Annotated in this window: 15 protein-coding genes; 5 read left to right on the plus strand and 10 right to left on the minus strand. The window is 68.4% G+C overall.

Going from position 1 to position 21,226, the window contains the following annotated elements:
• The first annotated feature begins 262 nt into the window (after window positions 1–262).
• Window positions 263–3,937 (plus strand): transcription-repair coupling factor, encoded by a 3,675-nt coding sequence (mfd, locus tag UC32_RS09025; RefSeq protein WP_045730897.1) that lies wholly within the window; start codon window positions 263–265, stop codon window positions 3,935–3,937.
• Between the two features lie 2 nt (window positions 3,938–3,939).
• Complete coding sequence (locus tag UC32_RS09030) at window positions 3,940–4,758, plus strand: metal-dependent hydrolase (protein WP_200896358.1); 819 nt, start codon at window positions 3,940–3,942, stop codon at window positions 4,756–4,758.
• Between the two features lie 76 nt (window positions 4,759–4,834).
• Here UC32_RS09030 and UC32_RS09035 read toward each other — a convergent pair whose 3' ends face one another.
• From UC32_RS09035 to nirB, 6 genes are all read right to left on the minus strand, one after another.
• A complete protein-coding gene (locus tag UC32_RS09035; RefSeq protein WP_015936514.1) occupies window positions 4,835–5,095 on the minus strand; it encodes a hypothetical protein in 261 nt (86 codons plus the stop codon).
• Window positions 5,096–5,145: 50 nt separating this feature from the next.
• Window positions 5,146–5,862, minus strand: a complete 717-nt coding sequence (deoC, locus tag UC32_RS09040; RefSeq protein WP_045730898.1) for a deoxyribose-phosphate aldolase — start codon at window positions 5,860–5,862, stop codon at window positions 5,146–5,148.
• A 114-nt stretch (window positions 5,863–5,976) separates the two neighbouring features.
• Entirely contained in the window at window positions 5,977–6,891 is a 915-nt protein-coding gene (locus UC32_RS09045; protein ID WP_045731015.1) for an FAD-dependent oxidoreductase, read from the minus strand.
• A gap of 297 nt (window positions 6,892–7,188) precedes the next feature.
• Window positions 7,189–8,352 carry a uroporphyrinogen-III synthase gene (locus UC32_RS09050; RefSeq protein ID WP_045730899.1) on the minus strand — a complete coding sequence of 388 codons (1,164 nt, stop codon included), beginning with the start codon at window positions 8,350–8,352 and terminating at the stop codon, window positions 7,189–7,191.
• A 14-nt stretch (window positions 8,353–8,366) separates the two neighbouring features.
• Window positions 8,367–9,392, minus strand: a complete 1,026-nt coding sequence (gene cobA, locus UC32_RS09055) for a uroporphyrinogen-III C-methyltransferase (protein ID WP_045731016.1) — start codon at window positions 9,390–9,392, stop codon at window positions 8,367–8,369.
• A gap of 2 nt (window positions 9,393–9,394) precedes the next feature.
• The gene (gene nirB, locus UC32_RS09060) at window positions 9,395–12,052 is read right to left on the minus strand and encodes a nitrite reductase large subunit NirB (protein ID WP_045730900.1); all 2,658 of its coding nucleotides are present in this window, start codon (window positions 12,050–12,052) and stop codon (window positions 9,395–9,397) included.
• 278 nt (window positions 12,053–12,330) lie between these two features.
• On the opposite strand from nirB, the gene nirD reads away from it, so the two are divergent.
• Window positions 12,331–12,705, plus strand: a complete 375-nt coding sequence (nirD, locus tag UC32_RS09065; RefSeq protein WP_045730901.1) for a nitrite reductase small subunit NirD — start codon at window positions 12,331–12,333, stop codon at window positions 12,703–12,705.
• 56 nt (window positions 12,706–12,761) lie between these two features.
• On the opposite strand, the gene UC32_RS09070 is transcribed toward nirD, so the two are convergent.
• Both UC32_RS09070 and UC32_RS09075 read right to left on the minus strand, forming a co-directional pair.
• Entirely contained in the window at window positions 12,762–14,513 is a 1,752-nt protein-coding gene (locus UC32_RS09070) for a phospho-sugar mutase (protein ID WP_200896359.1), read from the minus strand.
• Window positions 14,514–14,582: 69 nt separating this feature from the next.
• Window positions 14,583–15,401: a purine-nucleoside phosphorylase gene (locus UC32_RS09075; protein WP_045730903.1), complete on the minus strand. Its 819-nt coding sequence runs from the start codon at window positions 15,399–15,401 to the stop codon at window positions 14,583–14,585.
• A 106-nt stretch (window positions 15,402–15,507) separates the two neighbouring features.
• Between UC32_RS09075 and UC32_RS09080 the strand changes: the two genes are divergently transcribed.
• Together UC32_RS09080 and UC32_RS09085 are read left to right on the plus strand one after the other, a co-directional pair.
• Window positions 15,508–16,923: an NAD(P)H-quinone dehydrogenase gene (locus tag UC32_RS09080; protein WP_045730904.1), complete on the plus strand. Its 1,416-nt coding sequence runs from the start codon at window positions 15,508–15,510 to the stop codon at window positions 16,921–16,923.
• Between the two features lie 243 nt (window positions 16,924–17,166).
• Window positions 17,167–17,352 (plus strand): PspC domain-containing protein, encoded by a 186-nt coding sequence (locus UC32_RS09085; RefSeq protein WP_045730905.1) that lies wholly within the window; start codon window positions 17,167–17,169, stop codon window positions 17,350–17,352.
• Window positions 17,353–17,452: 100 nt separating this feature from the next.
• Here the strand turns inward: UC32_RS09085 and UC32_RS09090 are convergent, their stop codons facing one another.
• Together UC32_RS09090 and UC32_RS09095 are read right to left on the minus strand one after the other, a co-directional pair.
• Window positions 17,453–19,012, minus strand: coding sequence for an FAD-dependent oxidoreductase (locus tag UC32_RS09090; RefSeq protein ID WP_045730906.1), 1,560 nt, complete (start codon window positions 19,010–19,012; stop codon window positions 17,453–17,455).
• A complete protein-coding gene (locus UC32_RS09095; protein ID WP_045730907.1) occupies window positions 19,009–21,225 on the minus strand; it encodes a molybdopterin oxidoreductase family protein in 2,217 nt (738 codons plus the stop codon). The genes UC32_RS09090 and UC32_RS09095 overlap by 4 nt, the downstream gene beginning before the upstream one ends.
• Window position 21,226: the final 1 nt, after the last annotated feature.

Here is a 21,226-nt window from a genome sequence, read left to right on the forward strand (position 1 = left end):
TGGCTCCTGTTCGTCCGCAGCGGTGTCCTGCTATAGCCGTTCGGAGCCGCCGCCGTCATGGACGGCCGCTCCCGGAAAAAGGTCCGGCCCTGCCAGCGTAGCCCCGCTGGAGTCCCGGCGCCTGCATGGGAGCGGGCCGGGAAAATCCGCCAAACCTGAATGTCACCGGTGCGCGGTAGGCTGGGGTTACCCGGGATTCGCAGCGAATTTCGGGTTTTCGCGTTGCCTGCGATCTTCCGTGAATACCCCAGGAGCAGCTGTCATGAGCCTTCCCGTTACCGCCACGCACGGCCCCACGCTCGATGGGCTGCGCCGTGCACTGGCCCCGGACCAGTCTTACGCCCGCGTCAGGGCTGAGGCCGGACGCGGGTTCGCCGTCAGGGGACAGGACTACCAAATCAGCGCGCCGGCGGGCTTGCGGCCAGTGCTGCTCGCGGAGATGGCGGATGGCCTCGCGGCCGCCGCGGCAGGGCAGGAAGGTGCGGCCGATCCCGGCGTGGTGCTGGCAGTCACCGCCACCGGCCGTGAAGCAGAGGACCTGGCGGCGGCGTTGCGCGCCTACCTCCCCGCGGATTCGGTGGCCGAGTTCCCCAGCTGGGAGACCCTCCCGCATGAGCGCCTCTCGCCCCGATCGGACACCGTGGGGCGCAGGCTCTCGGTCCTGCGCCGCCTGGCGCATCCGGAAAGTTCGACGGCGGAGCGGCTGCGCGTCGTCGTCGCCCCCGTCCGCGCCGTGGTCCAGCCAGTGGTGGCCGGGTTGGGTGACCTGGCCCCGGTGACTCTGAAGGTGGGCCAGGACGTGCCCTTCACCGACGTGGTGCGGAGCCTTGCCGACGCTGCTTACGCCCGCGTGGACATGGTGACCCACCGCGGTGAATTCGCTGTCCGTGGTGGCATCATCGATGTCTTCCCGCCCACGGAGGACCACCCCATCCGCGTGGAGTTCTTCGGTGACGAGGTGGACCAGATGCGCTGGTTTGCCGTGGCGGACCAGCGCTCGCTGTCAGCCCCCGGTATCCACCACCCCACGGAACTGCATGCCCCGCCCTGCAGGGAAATCCTCATTACCGCGTCCGTGATGTCCCGGGCGGCGAAATTGAAGGCTGAGCTGCCTGCCGCCGCGGACATGCTGGAAAAGATCGCCGGCGGCATCGCGGTCGAAGGCATGGAATCCCTGGCGCCGGTGCTGGTGGACGCCATGGTGCCTTTCGTGGACCAGCTGCCGGCGGAGTCCATCGCCGTCGTCATCGAACCTGAAAAGGTGCGCACCCGGGCCCACGACCTTTCCGCGACCAACGAGGAATTCCTTGAGGCCGCGTGGTCCACTGCGTCCGACGGCGGTGCCGCGCCTTTGGACCTCAGCTCGCAGGCATCGGCCGCGCTGCATTCGGCGAGCTTCCGGTCGCTCGCGGAGACCCGCGGTTCGGCGCTGGGGCACGGCGTTTCCTGGTGGTCCATCACCTCGCTGGCGCAGGACGCGGAGCTCCTTCCCGAGATTGACGTCCTGAATCTTCACGCCCGTGAACCGCGCGGCTATCAGGGTGACGTCGCGGAGATGATGGCGTTCATCGGCTCGCATGTCCGCGACCAGTGGCGGATCGTCGTGGCCACCGAAGGCCCCGGCCCGGCCCAGCGGCTGGCGGAACTCTTCCACGAAAACGACATCCCCTGCGCCCGCGTGGACAGCCTTGACCACGAGCCGCAGGCGGGCATCATCGAGGTGACCACTGCCGCCGTCGGCCGCGGTTTCGTCCTGGACGGGCTGAAACTGGGCCTGCTCACCGAAGCAGACCTGCTGGGCCGCACCTCCGCAGGTTCCACCAAGGACATGCGGCGCATGCCCTCCAAGCGGCGGAACGCCGTAGACCCCCTGCAGCTCGTGGCGGGGGACCATGTGGTCCACGAACAGCACGGCATCGGCCGGTTCGTGGAACTTCTCCAACGCAAGGTGGCCGGCGGCAGCGACGGCGTCCGGGAATACCTGGTGCTCGAGTATGCGCCGTCCAAGCGCGGGGCCCCGGGCGACCGGCTTTTCGTCCCCACGGACCAGCTGGACCAGGTGACCCGCTACGTAGGCGGGGACACTCCTGTCCTGAGCAAGATGGGCGGCGCGGACTGGGCCAGTACCAAGTCCAAGGCACGCAAGGCCGTCAAGGAGATCGCCGGCGAGCTGATCCGGCTGTACTCGGCCCGGATGGCCTCGCGAGGCCACGCCTTCGGGCCCGACACCCCCTGGCAGCGGGAGCTCGAGGAAGCCTTCCCGTACGTGGAGACCCCGGACCAGCTGACCACCATCAACGAGGTCAAGGCGGACATGGAGCGTGAAATCCCCATGGACCGGCTGGTGTCCGGCGACGTCGGCTACGGCAAGACCGAGATCGCCGTCCGTGCTGCGTTCAAGGCGGTGCAGGATGGCAAGCAGGTGGCCGTCCTGGTGCCCACCACGCTGCTGGCCCAGCAGCACTACGAGACGTTCACCGAGCGTTTCTCCGGCTTCCCCCTGCGGGTCAAGCCGCTGTCCCGCTTCCAGTCCGCCAAGGAGTCCAAGGAGACCGCCGAGGGTGTGAAGAGCGGTGCCGTGGATGTGGTGATCGGCACGCACCGGCTGCTGTCCAAGGATTTCGAGTTCAAGGACCTCGGACTGGTGATCGTGGATGAGGAACAGCGGTTCGGCGTGGAGCACAAGGAAGCGCTGAAAAAGATGCGCACCAACGTGGACGTCCTGGCCATGAGCGCAACCCCGATTCCCCGGACCCTCGAGATGTCCCTGACCGGCATCCGGGAGACGTCCACCCTGGCTACGCCGCCCGAAGAGCGGCATCCTGTGCTGACCTACGTCGGCCCGTACACGGACAAGCAGACCTCGGCTGCCATCCGCCGCGAGCTGATGCGCGAAGGCCAGGTGTTCCTGGTCCACAACCGCGTGTCCACCATTGAGCGGACCGCGGCCAAGATCCGTGAGCTGGTGCCTGAGGCCCGGGTGGAGGTGGCGCACGGCAAGATGTCCGAAAGCCGCCTGGAGCAGATCATCGTGGACTTCTGGGAACGGCGGTTCGACGTCCTGGTGTGCACCACCATCATCGAAACGGGCCTGGACATCTCCAACGCCAACACCCTGATCGTGGACGGCGCGGACAAGTACGGGCTGTCCCAGCTGCACCAGCTTCGAGGCCGTGTGGGCCGTGGCCGCGAACGCGCCTATGCGTACTTCCTGTACCCGTCCGAGAAGCCGCTGGGCGAAGTGGCGTTGGAGCGGCTCAAGGCCGTGGCGGCGCACAACGAACTGGGCGCCGGCATGCAGCTGGCCATGAAGGACCTGGAGATCCGTGGCGCCGGAAACCTGCTGGGCGGTGAACAGTCGGGCCACATCCAGGGGGTGGGCTTCGACCTGTACATCCGGCTGGTGGGCGAGGCCGTGGCGGACTTCCGTGGCGAGGCCGAGGAAAAGGCCGCCGAGATGAAGATCGAACTGCCCGTCAACGCGCACCTGCCACACGACTACGTGCCTGGTGAACGGCTCCGGCTGGAGGCGTACCGCAAGCTGGCCGCGGCCCTCACCAACGAGGCCATCGACGAGGTCATGGCCGAGCTGGTGGACCGCTACGGCGAACTGCCGCTGCCCGCCAAGAACCTGGTGGAGGTGGCGCGATTCCGGGTGGGGGCCCGGGAAGCCGGACTGTCCGACGTCGCGCTGCAGGGCAACTTCATCAAGTTCGCGCCGGCCTCGCTTCCCGAGTCCAAGACCATGCGGCTGACCCGGATGTATCCGGGGTCGCAGTCCAAGCCCGCGTTGGACGCGATCCTCATCCCCAAGCCGAAGACGGCCCGGATCGGCGGCAGGGACCTCCAGGACGCCGAAATCCTGGAGTGGGCCAACGGAGTCATCCGCAACATCTTCTCGGACCAGCCGCTTTCTGTCGCCCCTTCAGCGGGCTAGGCATGATGGGAGGTCACCACGCCGCGTCGGGAGCCGCGGCGTGGGTAGCTGTTGCGTCCACCGGCCCATACACGCTGGGCTGGTACCCGCTGGATCCCACGGGGATCCTCATCGGCGGCATGGCCACGGCCGGCACCGCCCTGGTCTGCGACTGGGACCACCGGTCCAGCACTGTTGCCCACTCACTGCCGCCGCTGTCCAATGCCATAGCAAGGGGCATCGAAACCGTCAGCGGCGGCCACCGCCAGGGCACCCACTCGGTCCTGGGCGCCGCCGGGTTCGTGCTCCTCGCAGGCGTGGCCGCGCAGGTGCAGATGGAGACCCCCTGGGGTTTGCTGTCCGTGGGCGCAGGACTGCTGTGCATGTTCCTGATCAACATCGCTGCCAAGGCCCTGAAGCTGTTTCCGAAGAGCGGGTTCATTTCCAACTGGATCTTCGCCCTGGTGATGGCCGGGTTGGTTACGGTGTACGCGCCGCACCAGTGGACCTGGCTGCCGATGTCGATGCTTATCGGCGTGATGGTCCACATCGTGGGAGACCTCATCACCACCGGGGGAGTGCCGCTGCTGTGGCCACTGGTGATCCGCCCGCCGAAACTGCTGCGCAAGGTGCCGCTGCTGCGGAACGTCTGGCGGGCCAACGGGGCGCTGTCACTGCCTCTGCTGGGCCGGGCGGGGTCCAAGCGCGAGTGGCTGGTGCTGATTCCCGTCAGCGCGTACGCCATGGTGGGACTGACGGTGGCGGGCTGGGCCATCGCCCAGAACCAGTGGCCCAGGGTGGTGGCTGCTGCCGCCGCCTGGATCGGCCCCTGGTTTGCCTGAGGGCGTTCCCACAGGCCTCGAACAGCGAAAGACCCCCTGGACAGCGTCCAGGGGGTCTTTCGCTGCGTCAACAGGTTTAGTGTTCGCCGGCCGAGTCCGAGCGGCCGAGGATGGTCTGCGGAATCCAGAAGGCCAGGGCGAACAGGCCCAGGCAGACGGCCATCGGCCACGGGTTACCAAGCGTCAGGAAGGACAGCGAGTAGACGGCGCCGAGGAACAGGGCCATCATGATCACGAACACCACGATGGTGCCGCCCAGCTTGTTCTCGTTCTGCGGGGTGCGGACATAGCCCTGCTTCGCTGAGCCCTCGTTGGACGCGTTGATCTTGCTGGACATTCGTTCCTCCTCGGCCCCGCGGGGCTTGATTGTGGCGTGTCCGGAGGCCGTCAGTAGGCGGACGAACCCTGTTCACCCTTGACGATGGCAATTCCGGAGCTGGCGCCGATACGTGTTGCACCTGCTGCAATCATAGCCTGAGCGTCTGCCAGCGACCGCACGCCGCCCGAGGCCTTGACGCCAAGTGCAGGGCCCACGGCCCTGCGCATAAGTGCCACGTCCTCCGCGGTGGCGCCCCCTCCGTTGAAGCCGGTGGAGGTCTTGACGAAATCGGCTCCGGCCGCCACGGCGGCTTCGCAGGCGAGGACCTTCTGGTCGTCTGACAGCAGGGCGGTCTCGATGATCACCTTCAGGATGGCGCCGCTGGCGTGCACGGCCTCGGCCACGGAGGCGATGTCTTCGGTCAGGGCACCCTTGTCGTCCGCGCGGGCAGCCGCAATATTGATCACCATGTCCACTTCGTCGGCGCCGTCCAGCACCGCGCCGCGGGCTTCGAAGGTCTTCACATCGGTGGGTGTGGCCCCCAGCGGGAAGCCCACCACGGAGCAGGTCAGGACGCCTGAACCCTTCAGTGCCTTCTTGACTGTCTTGACCCAGACCGGGTTGACGCAGACGGACTTGAAACCGTATTCGGCGGCTTCGGCGCAGACCTTGAGGACGTCAGCCTCGGAGGCTTCGGGCTTCAGCAGGGTGTGGTCGATGTAGGAAGCAATGTTCCCGGCCGCAGCGGCAGCGGGTTGCACGGAAGGGGTGGCTTCGTTGCTCATGATGGTCCTCTCGGGGCCTCGCCCGGGCGTCGTGGGCCCGGCGCGTCCTTGACTCGCGTTTCGGGAACCATCTTGTCACAGGTGCACACGGTGCAACCCGCACTGCCCCAGGCGTCAGGCGGCTGCCTGGAGGGACCGTGCGAGGGACGGCGCCGCAGCTGCTGCTTCCGGTGATGCCGCAGGCGACTGCGCGGCTGCCGAGGCCGCCGTAAGCAGCTGCGTGGCGCAGGCCCCTGCAGCGGAAGCCGCCGCCACCAGCAAACCCAGCCGGACGCCGTCGAACGCTGCCGCGTCCCCGATGGCCCAGATGCCGGGCACCGAGGTCCGGAAGTCCTGGCTGATGACGATTCCTCCGGTGGTGGCCGTCCGCAGGCCCGCGCTGGCGGCGAGGCCGTCGCAGGACACACGGTCCTCGGCCAGGACCACCAGGTCGCCGGACATGCTGCTGCCGTCCTCGAAGACCACGGCGGAGGCGGCCAGGCCAAAGGCCGAGGTCCCGGGCACGACGGCGGCCGGCCGGGCGGTGGTGCGCACCGGGCGGACGCCCTTGGCGCGCAGCACAGCCTCAGCCTGGCCTGCGGCCGCCCCGGTGCCCACCAGGATCCCGAGCGGACGGCGTCCCAGTTCCCGGGTGACTTCCTGCACCCGGTCCGCAATGCGCGTGGCGTCGTCGATGGTGGAATAGCTCAGGCACTCGGCGGCGCCTTCGACAGGTGCGGCAACGGGGGCCGAACCGGTGGCGATGACCAGCTGGTCGTAGGCGAACTCCATGCCGTCAGCCGTGGCCACGGTGCGGTTATCGGCGTCAATGTGGCTGGCAGGCTGTCCGAAGCGGACGGACACCTGCGGAAGCAGGGCAAGTTCCAGCAGGTCCTCGGGGGCGTCGTCGCGGTTGCTCAGGACGGTCATGCTGCCAGTGAACCGGCCCTGGTCCAGCTGCCGGACCAGGGCGCGGGCAGCCGGACCGGCTCCGGCGATGACGATGCGGGTGGCGGCGGAGGTGGACGTGGTGGGTGCCGGAGCGGACATGTGCTGGCCCTTTCGCTGGCGGCCGGAAAACGGCCGGAAGTTCATGATGGAACCCAGCGTAGGCCTGCGCCTTTTCCGGCGTGTTTCCCGCCAGTTGCCGTTCAGCACCCCGGTGTTCGCCAGTATTTACCGGCCGGTAACAGAACCGGTGACCTGCATCTCTTTCGGCCGGCGCCGGACACATTCGGGCCGTCCGCGGCAGGGCCCGCCCAGGCCAACCACGCAGGATTTTTTGGGCAGATACCACGATTTGGAGGCGCTCGAAGTCCCGTTATCTGCCCAAAAAACTCCAGGGGGTTAGACCCGGATCCGGTAGCCCCGCTTGACCACGGTTTCAATGAGCTTGCCGTCGGGCAGCGAGGACCGGAGCCGGCTGACGGTCATGTCCAGTGCGTGCACAGAACCGCGCAGTTCCAGCAGGTCGGACAACGCCTCGCGGGAGAGGACCGCCCCGCCGGCGCCGAGCAGGGCGCGGAGCAGCAGCAAGGGAGCGGGCGCCAGTTCCACGGCCTGGCCGTCGATGCGCAGGCTGCGTCCGCGGAGCTCAATATTCCCGGACCGGGTGTCCAGCCGGCGTACGTGGTTCAGCGCCAGGTGCTCGCAGACCAGCCGGATCAGCGCGCCCATCCTGAAACGCTCCGGGATCAGCGGCTTCACGCCGGCGTCCAGCAGCGGCTGGGCGGTAACAGGGCCCACGACGGCGGTGGTCACGTTGGTTTTCAGGCTCTCGATCAGTTGCTTGTAGACGCCCATTTCGTGGGCTGTGCTCCACATGGCGTCGACGGCGGGTGCGCTGGTGAAAGTGAGCACGTCAAGGTTTCCGCTGCAGGCGGCCTCGATGAGGCGGGGGAGCCGGTCGGCGCCGTCCGGCTTGACCCAGCGGTACGGCGTGACGGTCAGGACGGTGGCGCCGGACATGCGCAGCCGTTCCAGCTGGCGGACGTCCGTGTAGCCGTGCAGCTGGACCGCGACGGTCTTGCCGCGCACCCCCTCAGCCAGGAGCATGTCCACCAGCGTTGCAGTGGTTTCATCGCTGCTGATTCCGACGTCGGCAAGGCCGGCCGCGCGGACCGCGCCGCGGGCCTTGGGGCCGCGGACGAACATCCGGCAGGCCCCCAGGGTTTCGAGCAGCTGGTCGCCGATGCCGAACGTGTCAGCTGCTTCGCACCAGCGGCGCATGCCGTAGGCGGTGGTGGCAATGCACAGGTCCGGTTTGGCCGCGATGATGGTGCGGGTGTCCTCGATGAGCCGGAGATCCTCCTGGACCGGGGCGATCTTGAGGGCCGGGGCATGGATCACCTCGGCGCCACGGCGTTCAAGGGCGTCGATCAGGTCCTGTGAGCGCCGGTGCGAGGTCACGCCGATGCGGAAGCCTTCCAGCGGTGATTCTGCCGCCTGGGCTTCCGCGGCGTCCGCCGCCCCGGTGGCGGCTGCCGTTTCGGCCGGTGCAAGTGCGTTCATGGGGGTCAATCCTTTCACGAACCGAGCAGCGAGGCCGCCAGCCGGTCCAGGTCGGCTGCGGCCTCAGCGTGCCCGCGGTTGGCTTCCGCCACCCGCACCACCTCACCGATCACCAGGACTGCCGGGTTGCTGCAGCCGGCAGCGGCGGAGGCGATGGTGCCGAGGTCGGCAATGGTGGTGCGCTGGCCGGGGCGGTAACCCCGTTCCACTACTGCCATGGGCATATCGGCGCGCATGCCTGCCCGGCGGAGGCCTGCAGCCAGGTGGTGCAGCGTTCCGATGCCCATCAGTACCACGATGGTGCCGCCCAGGCCGGCAAGGTGATGGTGCTCCTTTTCGGTGAGCGGGGCGTGCCCGGACACCACGGTGAACATGTGGCTCACGTTGCGGTGCGTGACGGGGATGCCCGCCGCAGCGGGCACGGAGATGGCGCTGGTGACGCCGGACACCACCTGGACCTTCAGCCCGGCAGCCACGCAGGCGGCGACTTCTTCGCCGCCGCGGCCGAAGACGTACGGGTCTCCGCCTTTGAGGCGGACCACGTTGTTGCCGGCCAGGGCGCTGTCCACCATGAGCTTTTCGATATCGGCCTGGCCTACCTTGTGGTGCCCGGGCTTCTTTCCCACGTCCACCAGCTCGGCGCTGGTCAGGGCGGGCAGGTCCTGGCAGGGCGCCAGCCGGTCGTAGAACACCACGTCCGCGTCGCGCAGCGCCTTGACGGCGGCAACTGTCAGGAGCTCAGTGGTGCCGGGCCCGCCGCCCACCAGGGTGACGTGACCGGCGGCGCCTGCGGGCGGCTCCGCGGCGACAGGGACGCCGGCAGCCCGGTACTGCTGGAGCAGCGGCTCCCAGCCCGGCTGCCCGTCGTCGACCGCGGCCACCAGGAACGGCTTTTCCGGAAGCGGGGCGGTGCCGTGCGGGCCGGCGAGGCGGCGGACGACGGCGCCCGCGGCTTCGTAGCGCCGGACGGCCTGCCGCGCGGCGGCTTCAGTTCCGGTCACCAGGACCTCGCGGCCCGTGAGGTCGATGCTGAGCTGCATGGTCATGCCTCGTTTCCAACGGGTGCGGGCGTGCCGGGACGGACGGCGATTGAGGCTCCGAGGAGGACGGGCTGCTGGGCAGCCGCCGCCTTCTCCTCGGCGGTGGCGGGGCGCATCTGGCCACGCTCATCGGGGACGAAGGTGATCGAATCGTCCTTCTGGTCCGGCGCGTTGACGAACGAGCGGAACCGGCGCAGGCGCTCCGGGTCCTTCAGGGTGTCGGCCCACTCGTCGATGTAGGTGTCAACGTGCTTGGCCATGGCTGCCTCAAGGTCCTCGGCGATGCCCAGGGTGTCCTTAACCACTACGTCCTCGACGTGCTTGATGCCGCCGTCGAGCTCCTCCTGCCAGCGTGCGGTACGCTGCAGCCGGTCCGCCGTCCGGATGTAGTACATGAAGTACCTGTCGATGTACTTGATCAGGGTTTCGTCGTCCAGGTCCTTGGCCAGCAGCTGGGCGTGCGCCGGGGTGGCACCTCCGTTGCCGCCGACGTAGAGGTTCCAGCCGTCCGCCGTCGCGATAACGCCCACGTCCTTGCCTCGGGCCTCGGCGCATTCGCGGGCGCAGCCGGAGACGCCCATCTTGAGCTTGTGCGGGCTGCGAAGGCCGCGGTAGCGCAGTTCCAGCTGGATGGCCATGGCCACCGAATCCTGGACGCCGAAGCGGCACCAGGTGGAACCGACGCAGGACTTCACCGTCCGCAGGCTCTTGCCGTAGGCCTGCCCGGACTCGAACCCGGCGTCCACGAGTTCCTTCCAGATCTCCGGGAGCTCCTCCAGCCGGGCGCCGAACATGTCGATCCGCTGGCCGCCGGTGATCTTGGTGTACAGGTTGTACTTCTCCGCCACAGCGGCGATCACGCCCAGCTTCTTGGGGGTAATTTCACCGCCGGCGATGCGTGGCACCACCGAGTAGGTGCCGTCCTTCTGCATGTTGGCCAGGGCGCGGTCGTTGGTGTCCTGCAGGGTCCCGCGGCCGGCGTCGAGGACGTAGGCGCTGTTCTGGCTGGCGAGGATGTTGGCGATAGTGGGCTTGCAGATGTCGCAGCCCTCGCCGGTGCCGTACTTGGCCATGATCTCTTCAAAGGAGGTCAGTTCCAGGACACGGATGGCATCGAAGAGTTCCTGGCGGGACAGTTCAATGTGCTCGCAGAGGGCCTTGGAGACCTCGACGCCGGACTTGGTCAGCTCAGTTTCCAGCAGCTTCTTCAGCATCGGAACGCAGGAACCGCACTGGGTGCCGGCACGGGTGCAGCCCTTGAGCTCGCCCAGTTCCTGGACAGGGGCGTTGCCCTCGCAGGCGCCGCAGCCGTTGATGGTGTCCCGGATGGTTCCGGCAGTGACGTTGTTGCAGGAGCACAGGGTGGCGTCGTCCGGAAGTTCGGTTTCCGGGGCGCCGCCGCCGCCGGCTGCGCTAAGGAACGCGCCCGGCTCGGCGGGAAGTTCGCGGCCCAGGAGGGGCCGCAGGCTCATGTACGGCGAGGCATCGCCCACGAAGATGCCGCCCAGGAGGGTCTTGGCATCATCGGTGGTGACGATCTTCTGGTAGACGCCGCGGGCGGGGTCTGCGTAGACGATTTCCAGCGCGTGCTCGGTCTTCGCGAAGGCATCGCCGAAGCTGGCCACATCCACCCCGGAGAGCTTGAGCTTGGTGGCGGTGTCGAATCCGGGGAACGTTGCGTCGCCGCCGTGCAGCCGGTCCGCCACGATCTCGGCCATGGTGTTGGCCGGGGCCACCAGGCCCAGGCACATGCCGCCGTAGTTGGCTACTTCGCCGATGGCCCAGATGCCCGGGATCTCGGTGGCGCAGTAGTCGTTGATGACCACGCCGCCGCGGGGGCCCAGGCTGAAGACCTGCTCTTCTCCCTCGGCGGCGCGGAAGAGTTCGTCACGGGGACGGACGCCGATGGCGACGATGACGATGTCGGCGTCGACGATGCGGCCATCGGCCATGAGCACGCCGGTGACCTGGCCGTCGTCGTCGGACAGGACTTCTGAGGGGAAGACGCCGCCGTGGACTTCAAAGCCCTTGGCCTTGATGAGCCGGCCCATGGCCTGGCCCGCGCCTTCGTCGAGCTGGGTGGCCATCAGCCACTGCGACCCGTCGATGACGATGGGGGTTGCACCCAGCTGCTCGGTCCCGGCGGCGGATTCCAGGCCCAGGAGGCCGCCGCCGATGGTAACGGCGTTTACCTTGCGGCCCAGCTTCACGGTGAGTTCGGCGATGGTTTTGTTGATGGCCCAGACATCTTCAAGCGTCCGGTAAACGTGGGTGAGCTCGTTGCCCGGAATGGGAAGCCGTGCGGCGTTCGAGCCGGTAGCCACCACCAGTTCGTCGTACTCGAAGACGCTGCCGGCAGCGGTTTCCACCGACTTGGCTTCTGCATTGATCCGGACGACGCGCTCGCCGGTGCGCAGGTCGAGGGAGCCGTGGTCCCACATCGACGCGGTGCCCAGTGTCAGGTCCACCCCGCCGTCGGTGAGGGCCTTGGACAGGGCCACCCGGTCGTAGGGGAGGTGGGCCTCCTCGGTGAGGACAGTGACATGCCAGCCATCGAGGCCGCGGGCATGCATGGCGTCCGCAAAACGGTGGGCCGCGGGGCCGCCGCCGGCGACGACGATGCGGCGCGGAGTCTCGGTGCTTGAAGTCTGTTCGGTCACTGTGGGCCTTTCGCATGGGCCGCAGACGGTGCTCCGCGGCTTTCTCTGTCGAGCAGTCCAACCAGACTAGGGAGGGGCAGTTTCGCTTCAGTTTCCCAATTGTTTCGTCAACTTAACTTCTGCATCACGAACGCATTTCCGCCCGGGTTAGGTCTCTTTTACGCCCCGGACACATTTGTCGCATGCCGCGGAAACACCCTGCGCCTAGCGTGGAACACGGCTGCTCAGGCTGCCACCAAGCGACATCAGGACAAGCAGCGCAGGGAGAGGAGCCGGACATGACGGCAACACTGGAACTCGGGACACTCGACGCCGAAACAGCGGACACCGCGGCAGGCTGGCACCGTGTCTGCCGCCTTGAGGACCTCGAACCCGCATGGGGGGAAGCCGCCCTGGTGGACGGCCGGCAGGTGGCGCTTTTCCGCACCCTGGCGGGCGGGGTTTTCGCAGTGTCCCAGCAGGACCCGGCCACCGGTTCGTACGTGATGGCCCGCGGCATCCTGGGCTCGAAAGGCACCCGCCCCACCATCGCGTCCCCGCTGCACAAGGAGGTCTACGACCTTGAAACGGGCGAGTGCTTCAGCACACCGGGTCTCCGGATCGACGCCTTCGGCACCCGCGTCATCGACGGCTTCGTCGAAGTGCGGCTGTAATCCGGCCCGACATCTAACAACCACAAGGGGCGCCCCCGGGGCGCCCCTTCAGTGCGTTAAAGCCCCAGTGCCTCGCTGACATCGCCGAGGACCTCGTCCAGCGCTGCCCGGGCTGCCTGCCGGGCTTCGGGCAGTTCCGCGGCGGATCCCACCTGGTGGATCACTTCCAGGTAGCACTTGAGCTTGGGCTCCGTGCCGCTGGGCCGGATGATGACACGGGTGAGGTCGCGCGTCACGTACAGCAGGCCGTCGGTGGGCGGCAGTTGGTCGGAGCCGACGGAGAGGTCGGTGGAGACCTCAACTGCCGATGAGCCAAAGGACTCCGGCGGGGACACCCGGAGGCGGTTCATCATGGCATCCAGCAGGCCAAGGTCCGCCACCCTGATGCTCAGCTGGTCGCTGGCGTGCAGGCCGTGCTGCAGGTAGAGCTCATCGAGGGTGTCAAAGATGGTCTTGCCGTCGGCCTTGGCGGTGGCGGCCAGTTCGGCAATGAGGACGGCAGCGGAAATTCCGTCTTTGTCTTTGACCAGGTCCGGCGCCACGCAATAGCCCAGCGCCTCTTCGTACCCGTAGACCAGGCGGGGTACGCGGGAAATCCACTTGAAGCCCGTCAGGGTTTCCTCGTGGTCGAATCCTGCTGCCGCGGCGATGCGGGAGAGCAGACGAGAGGACACGATCGAATTGGCGAACACCCCCGGGCTTTGCCCCTCAGGGGTTTCCGCTCCCGCGGCAGCATGCCGGGCGGCGACATGCGCACCCAGGAGGGCGCCCACCTCATCGCCGCGGAGCATCCGCCAGGTGCCCGTGTCCGGGTCCTTGGCGGCAACTGCCGCGCGGTCGGCATCGGGGTCGTTGGCCAGGACGATGTCCGCGTCGAGGCGGTCGGCCGTTTCCAAGGCCAGGTCCAGGGCGCCGGGCTCTTCCGGGTTGGGGAAACTCACGGTGGGGAAGTCCGGGTCCGGTTCGGCCTGCTCCTTGACCAGGGTGACATCCCCGAAACCTGCGGCGTTCAGCACCGCGAGTGCCGTCTCCCCGCCAACACCGTGCATGGGCGTCAGCACGATCCGCAGGTCCCGCGCCGGGAAGTGGTCAGGAAGGGCGAGTCCCGCCGTCGCCGACTGGTAACCGGCCGCCAGCGATCCGTCCAGCACCGTCCAGCCGTCCGTTGCCAGGGCAATGGTGTCCAGGGCGCCAACCGCGCTGATCCGGGCCGCGATTTCGGCGTCGTATGGCGCCACGATCTGGGCACCGTTGCCGTTCTCCGCGACGGCGTGGCGTCCCAGGTACACCTTGTAGCCGTTGTCCTGGGGCGGGTTGTGGCTTGCCGTGACCATGACCCCGCCATCGCATTCCAGGGCGCGGACTGCATAGGCGAGCAGGGGAGTGGGCAGCGCCGCCGGCATCAGGAAGGTTTCGATCCCCGCCGCGGTGAAGATGGCCGCAGTTTCAGCGGCGAACACATCCGAGTTATGGCGGGCGTCGTAGCCCACGACGGCGCGTGGCCGCGTGCCGGGGGATGCCTTGCCCACGGCGTCAACCAGGAAGTCCGCCAGGCCGGCGGCAGCGCGGCGCACCACCACGCGGTTCATCCGGTTGGGCCCGGGGCCGAGGGCGGCGCGGAGCCCGGCGGTGCCGAACTGCAGGGTGCCGCGGAAGCTGTCCTGAAGCTCCTGGCGGGCCGCGGCGCCGCCGTCTTCGGATGCCCGCACCAGTTCAAGAAGCGCGGCCGACGTTGCCGGATCCGGGTCTTGGGCCGCCCAATCGCGGGCATCGTTGTGGAGGCGAAGATCGGCATCGGAAGACGTCATGGGCATAACGCTATCGTCATTGGCCCTGCCGGTGGCGCAACGCAGCCCCCGGCAGGGCCCAAAACCGGCTTAGAGTTTCGCGATGATTCCGGCGAGCAGGGCCGAAATTCGCGGCCCCGCGGCCTGGCCGGATTCCAGCACCTCCTGGTGGCTGAGCGGTTCCGCGCTGATCCCGGCGGCCAGGTTGGTCACGAGGGAGATTCCGAACACCTCCATTCCGGCGTGGCGTCCGGCGATGGCCTCCAGAGCGGTGGACATGCCGATCAGGTCGGCGCCGATCCGCTTGGCGTACTGGACCTCGGCGGGCGTCTCGTAGTGCGGGCCGGGGAACTGCGCGTAGACGCCTTCATCGAGGGTGGAATCCACTTCGCGGGCAAGCCCGCGGATCCGTGCGGAGTAAAGATCTGTCAGGTCCACGAACGTGGCGCCTTCCAGCGGTGAAGCGGCGGTGAGGTTGATGTGATCCTTGATGAGTACGGGGGTGCCCGGCGCCCAGTCCTCGTTGAGGCCGCCGCAGCCGTTGGTGAGGACCAGGGTGCTGCAGCCTGCGGCGGCCGCGGTGCGGATCCCGTGGACCACGGCGCGTACGCCCTTGCCTTCGTAATAGTGGGTCCGGGCACCGAGGACCAGTGCGCGCTTGCCTTCGGTGGTCAGGATCGACCGGATGGTCCCCACATGCCCTTCGACGGCGGGTGCATGGAAACCGGGCACCTCTTCGGCTGACAGGGTGGCTGTGGTTTCGCCGATCAGGTCAGCTGCTCCGCCCCAGCCGGAGCCAAGCACCAGGGCGACGTCGTGGCTGTCCACCCCGGTTTCCTCGGCAATGTAGTCGGCAGCAGCGCGGGCGGCGGCGAAGGGGTCCGTGTTCAGGAAGTCAGTTGTACTCACTGGTACAAGGTATCCTGCCGGTTCCGCTCCGCCCACCCCCTGGCGCGCACGCTCGAGAGAGCGGTTTCTTTGGTGGTCAGGCGTGGATGCGGGAGAATAATCGTTTGTGACTACGCACCCAGATTTCAGTTCACCCCGGATCGCGATCCTGGGAGGTGGTCCAGGCGGATACGAAGCCGCGATGGTGGCCGCCTCGCTGGGGGCGCAGGTCACCATCATCGAACGCGCTGGCCTGGGCGGTTCAGCAGTCCTGACGGATGTGGTCCCCTCCAAGACCCTCATCGCCACGGCTGACCTGATGACCCGCGTTGCCGAAGCCGGCGAGCTGGGGGTGAAGTTCGACGTCGACGGCGGAGACTTCGTCCCCGTGATGCGGGCCGACCTCAAGCACATCAATGACCGCCTGCTCAACCTGGCCCGCAGCCAGTCCAAGGACATCCACGACGCCCTGGCGAGCCAGAACGTCCGGATCCTCGCCGGCTCCGGCCGGCTCCTGGACAACCACACCATCGAGGTCCTGACCGCGGAGGGCACCGAAACCATCGAGGCGGACACCATCCTGCTGGCCGTCGGCGCCCATCCGCGCGAGCTGGCCACCGCCCGTCCCGACGGCGAACGCATCCTCAACTGGACCCAGCTGTACAACCTCGATGAACTTCCCGAGGAACTCATTGTGGTGGGCTCCGGCGTTACCGGTGCAGAATTCGCCTCCGCCTATAACGGACTGGGCTCCAAGGTGACGCTGGTATCCAGCCGCGACAGGGTGCTTCCGGGATCGGATGTTGACGCCGCCGTGGTCCTGGAGGAAGTCTTCGAACGCCGCGGTGTACGCGTGCTGTCCCGCTCACGCGCCGAATCGGTGGAGCGGACGGACGACGGCGTGGTGGTCACCCTCAGCGACGGCACCAAGGTCACCGGCAGCCACTGCCTCCTGTGCCTGGGGTCCATCCCCAACACCGCCGGAATCGGACTCGAGGAGGCCGGCGTCGCCGTCAGCGAAAGCGGCCACATCAAGGTGGACGGCGTTTCCCGCACCAGTGCCCCGAACGTCTACGCCGCCGGTGACTGCACCGGCGTCCTGCCGCTGGCCTCCGTGGCCGCCATGCAGGGCCGGATTGCCGTGGCCCACTTCATGGGCGACGGCGTGACCCCACTGAAGCTCCACCAAGTGGCCTCCAATATCTTCACCTCGCCGGAAATCGCCAACGTGGGTGTCTCGGAAGCGGAGATCGATTCCGGAAAGTACCAGGGCGACGTCGTGAAGCTCTCAATGCGCAGCAACGCCCGCGCCAAGATGCGCAGCGCCCGTGACGGCTTCGTGAAGATCTTCGCCCGCAAGGGATCCGGCACCGTGATCGGCGGCGTGGTGGTTGGCCCCAACGCATCCGAACTGATCTTCCCCATCGCCATCGCCGTGAAGCAGAAGCTCCACGTCGATGACGTTGCCAGCACCTTCACCGTGTACCCGTCGCTGACCGGCTCCATTTCCGAAGCCGCCCGGCGCCTGCACGTCCACATGTAGCGGACGCAGGCAGGGACACCGGAACTCTGGACCCTGCCGCCAACACCTGCATAGACTCCTTCAAGGACCGGCCGGGAATTCCATCAACGAATTCCCGGCCGTCCCTGCATCAGCCCGCCACTGTCCGGCGACAACGCGAGGAGAACCCATGGAACTGCAGGACGTCACATGGAATGAGCAGGCACGGGAAGCCGGAGACTTCTCCGCGGACGGCCAACCACAGGCAGAAGGGTAGGCGCGGCCATGTCCACAGCCCTGGTCCGGCCCCGCCGCGGCAAAGTGCTCGGCGGGGTCTGCGCCGCCCTCGCCGCCCGCTTCGGACTCCCCACGTTCCTGGTACGCCTCGGCTTCGTGATCTTCGGCCTGGTGGGCGTTGGGGAGCTTGTCTACATCGCCCTGTGGATCATCATCCCCAAGGCGCCGGCGTAGGTTTCGACAGGCTCAACCACCGGCCTCAACGACGGCGCGTTCAGGCGGCGGCTATTGCCTGGAGCCACGGCCGCGGGGTTCCCTGACCGAGCTTGCGAGGTTAGGGAACGGCTGGGGAGAAGTGTTTTTCGATGATCCCCTTGATGTCCTCGTGGCAGCCGCCGCAGCCTGTCCCGGCGCGGGTTGCCCCGGACACCTCGGCCACCGTGGCGCAGCCTTCCTCCACGGCGCCCTGGATAACCGCCCCGCTGACCCCGGCGCAGCGGCACACGGTTCCGGCAGGATCCGCGGAGCCGCTGCCCGGCAGCTGGTCCGGTCCGTCCAGCCGGAGCAGCAGTGACCGGTCCGCCGGCAGTTCGGCGTTCCGTTCGAAGAGCCCTACCAGTTCGGCCGCCGTGCGGGGCATGCCCACGGCCACGAGTCCCTCCAGCACGCCGCCGCGGGTGGTCATCTTGACGTAGCGGCCGTGCTCAGGGTCCGCCCACTGGGCGATCTGCAGGCGCGGCCGGCCGTTGACCGCACCGGCGGTGAGCGCTTCCTCGTCCCAGGGGTCGGCGCCGTTGTCCCCGGCAACGGCCATGTTCAGGCCGCGCGCCTTGAGGACGATGATGCCGGGCTGCTCGGCCGGCAGCTCCGGCAGGAGATCGGCATCCTCGAACAGGCCCGCTGCCAGCAGCGTCAGGTATTCGGCCAGCCACTCGGCCTGGCGCCAGCCAGGGCCCACCAAACCTGACGGGCCCGGGGCGGTGCGGCATGCGGCGCAGCCGGGGTCCGGGCACCGCACCTCGGCGCAGTCGCCGATCGCGAAGATGTGCGGTTCGTGGTGGGCCCGCAGCCGGTGGTCCACCAGGATGCCCGCGGCCGTGGAGAGGCCGCACCCCTCTGCCAGCTCGGTGCGGGGACGCACGCCGCACGAGATGACCAGGAGGTCGCCGTCGATGGCGGAACCGTCATCGAGCAGCAACGCCGAGAAACCGCCGTCGGGCGCGTTGTGTTCCACTCCGGTGGAACGCGCGTTGCCGGCCATCCGCACGCCGCAGCGCCGCAGGCCTGCCGCCAGGACCGCGCCGCCGCCCTGGTCGATGGTGCGGCCCAGCGGGTGCGGTCCGTTGTGCACCACGGTGACGGTGGCGCCTTCCTCGGCTGCCGCAAGCGCCGTTTCCAGGCCCAGGACGCCGCCGCCGAGGACCACCACACGCTTTCCGCCGTCCACAGCCTGCCGCAGGACGCCGGCGTCGCGGAGGTCCCGGAGCGCGGTGACGCCGGCGGGCAGGACCGGTGAGGCGGGGTCCGGGTTGATGCCGGTGAGGTTGGGGATGACGGGCCGGGAACCGGTGGCGAACACCAGCCGGTCGTAGTGGACGGGGGTGCCGTCCGAGAGCAGGACCTGTTGGCGGGCGCGGTCCACGCGCCGGACGCGGGTGCCCAGCCGGACGTCCACACCGTCTGCGGCGAGGGCGCCGGCGTCCGAGAGGGCCAGGGCATCGGCGGTGGTGCGGCCAACCCCGAGGTCGGCCACGAGGACGCGGTTGTAGGCAGCTTCGGTCTCTTCACCCACCACGGTCAGTGCTACCTGGCCTGCGCGTACGGCGGGCAGCAGCTCGTCAACCAGCCGGGCCGCCACGGGCCCGAATCCCACAATGACAATCTGCTCGCTCATGAGGCCTCCATCGTCTGAAGCACTTTGCTGGATACGGGCGCGGCAACCGGCCGGACCCACACGTTGTTGAATTTGAACTCGGGCATTCCGGAGATGGGGTCGGTGACCGCCTCCGTGAGGCGGTTGGCGCTTTCCAGTTCGGGGAAGTGGAACGGCAGGAAGACCGTTTCGCTGCGGATGGCGGTGCTGAGTTCTGCCCGGCACACCACCTCGCCGCGTTCATTGGCCACCGACACGAAGGATCCATCGGTGACGCCCATCGCTGCTGCCGCGGCGGGGTGGATCTGCATCCTGGCTTCTGGCTGCGCAGCCAGGAGCGCAGCGACCCGCCGCGTCTGGGCGCCGGACTGGTAGTGCTCCAGGAGGCGGCCGGTGATGAGGGTGAAGGGCTTGGCTCCAGCCGCATTCCCACTTTCCGCCAGGGGGTTTCCAGCAGGCGTACGACGGCGGCGCGGCAGCACCGGGGTCATCACGGCTTTGCCGTCGGCGTGGGCGAAGCGCTCCTGGAAGAGCCTGGGGGTTCCGGTGCTGCCGGCGGGGTAGGGCCAGTAGGCGGCTTCCCCGCGGTCCAGCATGGCGTAGTCGATGCCGGAGTAGTCGGCCAGGCCGCCGGCAGATGCCAGCCGCAGTTCCTCGAAGACTGTTTCGGGGTCCTCGCTGTAGGTGGACGGTGCTTCGAGCCGTTCGGCAAGCCGGGCCATGATCCACAGCTCGCTGCGGGCTCCTGCAGGCGGTGCGAGGGCCCGGCGGCGGCGGAGGACCCGGCCTTCGAGGTTGGTCAGGGTGCCTTCCTCCTCCGCCCACTGGAGCACGGGGAGGACCAGGTCTGCCATGGCTGCCGTCTCGGACATGAAGAAGTCGCAGACCATGAGGAAGTCCAGGCGGCGGATGCCCTCGATCACGGCGTTGGCGTCCGGCGAGGCGACTGCAATGTTGGAGGCGTGGACGAAAAGGCAACGGACGCCGTCGTCCTTCCCCAACGACTTCAGCAGCTGGACTGCCGGAAGGCCCGGGCCGGGGATGAGTTCCTCGGGAACGCCCCAGACGCCGGCCACGTGGGCGCGGGCGGCGGGGTCGGTGATCTTGCGGTAGCCGGGGAGCTGGTCGGCCTTCTGGCCGTGTTCGCGGCCGCCCTGGCCGTTGCCCTGCCCGGTGAGGGTGCCGTAGCCGCTGCGGGCCGAACCGGGGAGGCCGAGCAGGAGGCTGAGGTTGATGGCCGCTGTGGCGGTGTCGGTGCCGTCCACATGCTGCTCCACGCCGCGGCCGGTGAGGATGTAGCTGCCGCCCTTGCCGGCCCCGGCGGCAAGCCTGCGGGCCGTTTCCCGGATGAGGTCGGCCGGTACGCCGGTGAGGGACTGGACCCGTTCGGGCCAGAAGGAGGCGACGCTGCGGGCTACGGCGCTGTAGCCCGAGGTGCGCTCGCGGACGTAGGCGGTATCCAGCAGGTTTTCGTGGATGACCACGTGGGAGAGGCCCAGCAGCAGGGTGAGGTCCGTGCCCGGAAGGGGCTGGAGGTGGAGGCCCCCGCCGTCGGCCGTGAAATCTGCCGTGGCGGAACGGCGCGGATCCACCACTACCAGGCCGCCGGCGTCGCGGGCGCCTTTGAGGTGCTGGACGAAGGGTGGCATGGTTTCGGCCACGTTGGAGCCCAGCATGAGGATGGTGCTGGCGTTGTCCAGCGCTTCGAGCGGGAAGGGCAGGCCCCGGTCCACTCCGAAGGCGCGCATACCGGCGGCCGCCGCGGAGGACATGCAGAAGCGGCCGTTGTAGTCGATCCGCGAGGTGCCCAGGGCCAGCCTGGCGAACTTGCCAAGCTGGTACGCCTTTTCGTTGGTGAGGCCGCCGCCGCCAAAGACGCCAACGGCGTCTTTACCGAAGCGGGCGCGGGCGTCCTTCACCGCTGCAGCTGCGAGGTCCAGGGCCCGGTCCCAGGAGATGGGCCGGTGTACACCATCCGGGCCCTTGAGCAGGGGCTCGGTGATGCGTCCGGGGTGGTTGAGGAGGTTCGCGGAGGTCCAGCCCTTGCGGCACAGGCCGCCACGGTTGGTGGGGAAGTCGCGCCCCTGGACCTCCAGTGGTGCAGCGGGTGCCGTGGTGAGGTCCACGGGGACCGGCCCCGGCTGTGCAGCCGGGGCCGGTCCTGTGGGGGACGTGAGCGTCATGGCGCACTGCAGGGCGCAGTAAGGGCAGTGCGTGTCGGCGCTTGTGGTCATG

The sequence above is a fragment of the Pseudarthrobacter chlorophenolicus genome, assembly GCF_000962805.1.
GTDB lineage: Bacteria > Actinomycetota > Actinomycetes > Actinomycetales > Micrococcaceae > Arthrobacter > Arthrobacter chlorophenolicus_A.

Excerpts from the sequence above, each read along its gene's own strand:
- mfd (WP_045730897.1), top strand. The coding sequence starts at position 263 with ATGAGCCTTCCCGTTACCGCCACGCACGGCCCCACGCTCGATGGGCTG.
- UC32_RS09030 (WP_200896358.1), top strand. The coding sequence starts at position 3,940 with ATGATGGGAGGTCACCACGCCGCGTCGGGAGCCGCGGCGTGGGTAGCT.
- UC32_RS09035 (WP_015936514.1), bottom strand. The coding sequence starts at position 5,095 with ATGTCCAGCAAGATCAACGCGTCCAACGAGGGCTCAGCGAAGCAGGGC.
- deoC (WP_045730898.1), bottom strand. The coding sequence starts at position 5,862 with ATGAGCAACGAAGCCACCCCTTCCGTGCAACCCGCTGCCGCTGCGGCC.
- UC32_RS09045 (WP_045731015.1), bottom strand. The coding sequence starts at position 6,891 with ATGTCCGCTCCGGCACCCACCACGTCCACCTCCGCCGCCACCCGCATC.
- UC32_RS09050 (WP_045730899.1), bottom strand. The coding sequence starts at position 8,352 with ATGAACGCACTTGCACCGGCCGAAACGGCAGCCGCCACCGGGGCGGCG.
- cobA (WP_045731016.1), bottom strand. The coding sequence starts at position 9,392 with ATGCAGCTCAGCATCGACCTCACGGGCCGCGAGGTCCTGGTGACCGGA.
- nirD (WP_045730901.1), top strand. The coding sequence starts at position 12,331 with ATGACGGCAACACTGGAACTCGGGACACTCGACGCCGAAACAGCGGAC.
- UC32_RS09070 (WP_200896359.1), bottom strand. The coding sequence starts at position 14,513 with ATGACGTCTTCCGATGCCGATCTTCGCCTCCACAACGATGCCCGCGAT.
- UC32_RS09085 (WP_045730905.1), top strand. The coding sequence starts at position 17,167 with ATGTCCACAGCCCTGGTCCGGCCCCGCCGCGGCAAAGTGCTCGGCGGG.
- UC32_RS09090 (WP_045730906.1), bottom strand. The coding sequence starts at position 19,012 with ATGAGCGAGCAGATTGTCATTGTGGGATTCGGGCCCGTGGCGGCCCGG.
- UC32_RS09095 (WP_045730907.1), bottom strand. The coding sequence starts at position 21,225 with ATGACCACAAGCGCCGACACGCACTGCCCTTACTGCGCCCTGCAGTGC.